Genomic DNA, 2,702 nt, shown 5'->3' on the forward strand with positions numbered 1-2,702 from the left:
GCCTTGACACGGCAAAGGTCACAGGTTCAATCCCTGTACCGCCCACCATCCTCTTCTCTGTCAGCATCGGTTTAAGCCGTTTTCGGGCTTCGGCGCGTTCGCGGCCTGAGTGCCTCGCAGGCCTGTTCCGGTGCGTCGTCGTGCCGGCCTGAACGCCCGGCCTCGTCAGTAGCGCAGCCGGGCGTAGTAGGATTCTTCCGACGCGGCCAGCGCTTCGCCGAGCGTGCAAATGCCCTGGCGGCGCAGCAGCGGCAGCAGCTTCAGGAACACCTCCGCGCACACCAGCGCATCGGTCAGCGCACGGTGCCGGCCGGAGACGGTCACGCCGAGGCGTGCGGCGATGGCCTCCAGGCTTTGCGAGCCGGCATTGGGGTGCACGATGGAGGCCAGCAGCAGCGTATCCAGCACGGGCTGGTCGAAGGTCACGCCGGTCGCCGCCTCCTTCAGCTTCAGGAACCGCAGGTCGAACGCCACATTGTGGCCGACGAGCACCGTGTCGGCGACGAAGGCGTGAAAGGCCGGCAGGGCCTCGGCGATGGTCGGCTGGCCGCGCACCATGTCCGGGCGGATGCCGTGAATGGCAATGCCGGCTTCGGGAATGGAGCGGCGCGGATCGACGAGCTGGTCGAAGCACTCCGGGCGCAGCAGCCGGCCGTTGACGATGCGGGTGGCGCCGATCTGGATAATCTCATCGCCCCCGGCGGGATTGAGGCCGGTGGTTTCGGTATCGAAGACGGTGAAGCTCAGCTCTTCGAGCGGCGTCCGGTCGCGTTCGGGGTGGCTGTCGGCGGCCGCAAACAGGGCGAAGTCATAGAACGCCGGCCGGCTTTCGCCCGGCTGCAGCGGCGCGCCGCTGCCATCGGAGGCCTGCGGCAGCAGGAAACGGAACACGGCGCGGCCATCGCCGCCGGCGCGGGGCTGTTCCAGCCACACTTCGCCGTGGTGGCGCTCGGCGACATCGCGCACGGTGAGGCCGGCGGCGCCCTGTGCACCGTCGGCCGGGCTGGCCTGCCAGCCGGCCGCGATGGCGGCCGGGCCGTCAAACACGAGATCGAGGTGGGCGCGCCCTTCGGCGCTGACGAGGCGCAGTTCAAGGCCGGCCTGCGCCCGCCCGCCGGCCGCAAGGCGGGCGAGCGACACCAGAGCGGCGATGAGGGCGAAGCTGTCGACGCTGAGCCACAGACCGGTCTCGACGAGGTCCGTGCCGACCGGCTGGGCGGTGGCATCCGCGATGCGGCGCGCGGCGGCGGCGACCAGATCGGAACCGGGCATATCCTGCAGCGGCCAGCGGGCGCGGGTGCCGGTGGCGGCTTCGGCCGCCAGCGCGCCGATGCGGGCGCCCACGGCGGCAACTTCCTCGCGCACCACCTGCTGGAAGCGTTCGCGCTCGGGCGGCTCAAGATCGGGATAGTCGAGCATGTCGAGTGCGGTCTGAATGTTGGCGACCGCCGCCCGGCTGGTCTCAGTCAGGGTCAGCCACAGCCGGTCACGGCGGGCGCCGGCCTCATATTCGTCGGTGATGTCGTCGAGCAGCAGCACGAAGCCGGCAGCATCTGCGGCTTCGCCGGCCTCGCGCACCGGCGTCAGGCTCACCTGCAGCAGGTGGCCGGAGGGGGTGAGGGTGACGAAGCGGGCCGCCGGCGCGGTTTCGCCACGCGCCATGCGCACGGCGATGCTGTCGCGGGCGTGGGCGATGAGGGCGGCGTCGACCATGCCGTGGATCGGGCGGCCGAGGCCGATCAGTTCTGCGCCGGCGGTGCTGCCCGGCCCCCGGGAGAGCCGGCGGCAGAGCGCGCGCGCCCGGGTGTTGTAGAGCAGGATGCGCCCCTCGCGGTTGCACACCACGACGCTCTGCTGCAATTCCGCCAGCAGCGCGCCGAGCTGGTCGCGCTGGCGCACCACGGCGCGGCTCGCCTCGTCCACCAGCCGCGTCATTTCCGTGCGCACCGCGGCGCGCTCTTCGGCGAGCGCGTTGATGGCGGCGGCAAGCGCCCGGTTGGCGTGGCTGCCCTCGGCCGGTGCCGGCGGCGCGGCGGCATCGCTTGCCAGCACCTGCGCGGCTTCGGCAAGGCGGGCGGGCGCAGCCATGTAGAGCCGGTGCAGCCGCAGCACCGCCCAGGCGCTGGCGAGGGTGCCGACCAGCCACCAGAACACCACGAGAATGCCGTGGGTTTCGACCAGCGGACCGATGGCGCTGCCGAGCGCGTCCACCGACGCGGCATCGAGGGTGGCATAGAAAAGACCGGTTCCCAGCGCCAGCCACAGCGCCAGCGCAACGCCCGGCGCCAGCAGGGCGGCGACAAGCGTGCGGTCGATCTTCATCCCGCGGCGTCCTCCGCCATCATGTCCTTCACGGTCTGCATGAGGTCGCGGGTGGAGAACGGCTTCGTCACATAGACATCCGCGCCCGCCCCGACGCCGCGGGCCATGTCGGTGTCGCGGGCCTTGGCGGTGAGCATGACGATGCGGGTGTGGCGGGTGTCGGCATCGGCGCGCACCGCCTCGCACACCTCGAACCCGCTCATGGCGGGCATGGTGGCATCCAGCAGCACGAGGCGGGGGTGTTCGCGGCGGATGGCATCGAGGGCCGCGGCGCCGTCATGCACCACCATCACGTCGAAGCCGGCGCGCTTCATCATGAACTCCAGCGACACGACGATGTTGGGCTCGTCGTCGGCGATCAGAACCTTTGCCCCCGCTGC

2 protein-coding genes are annotated in these 2,702 nt (G+C 71.3%); both read right to left on the reverse strand.

What is annotated here, in order from left to right:
* Positions 1 to 165: 165 nt before the first annotated feature.
* Positions 166 to 2,322, reverse strand: coding sequence for an exonuclease domain-containing protein (locus tag V7067_RS09730; protein WP_334175698.1), 2,157 nt, complete (start codon positions 2,320 to 2,322; stop codon positions 166 to 168).
* On the reverse strand, positions 2,319 to 2,702 hold a 384-nt coding region (locus tag V7067_RS09735), incomplete at its 5' end, for a response regulator (RefSeq protein WP_334175699.1). The genes V7067_RS09735 and V7067_RS09730, both read right to left, overlap by 4 nt.

The organism is Pseudoxanthobacter sp., from assembly GCF_036822375.1.
GTDB lineage: Bacteria > Pseudomonadota > Alphaproteobacteria > Rhizobiales > Segnochrobactraceae > Pseudoxanthobacter.

What these genes read in the sequence shown, in the direction of transcription:
- V7067_RS09730 (WP_334175698.1), bottom strand. Translation starts at nt 2,322, where the DNA reads ATGAAGATCGACCGCACGCTTGTCGCCGCCCTGCTGGCGCCGGGCGTT.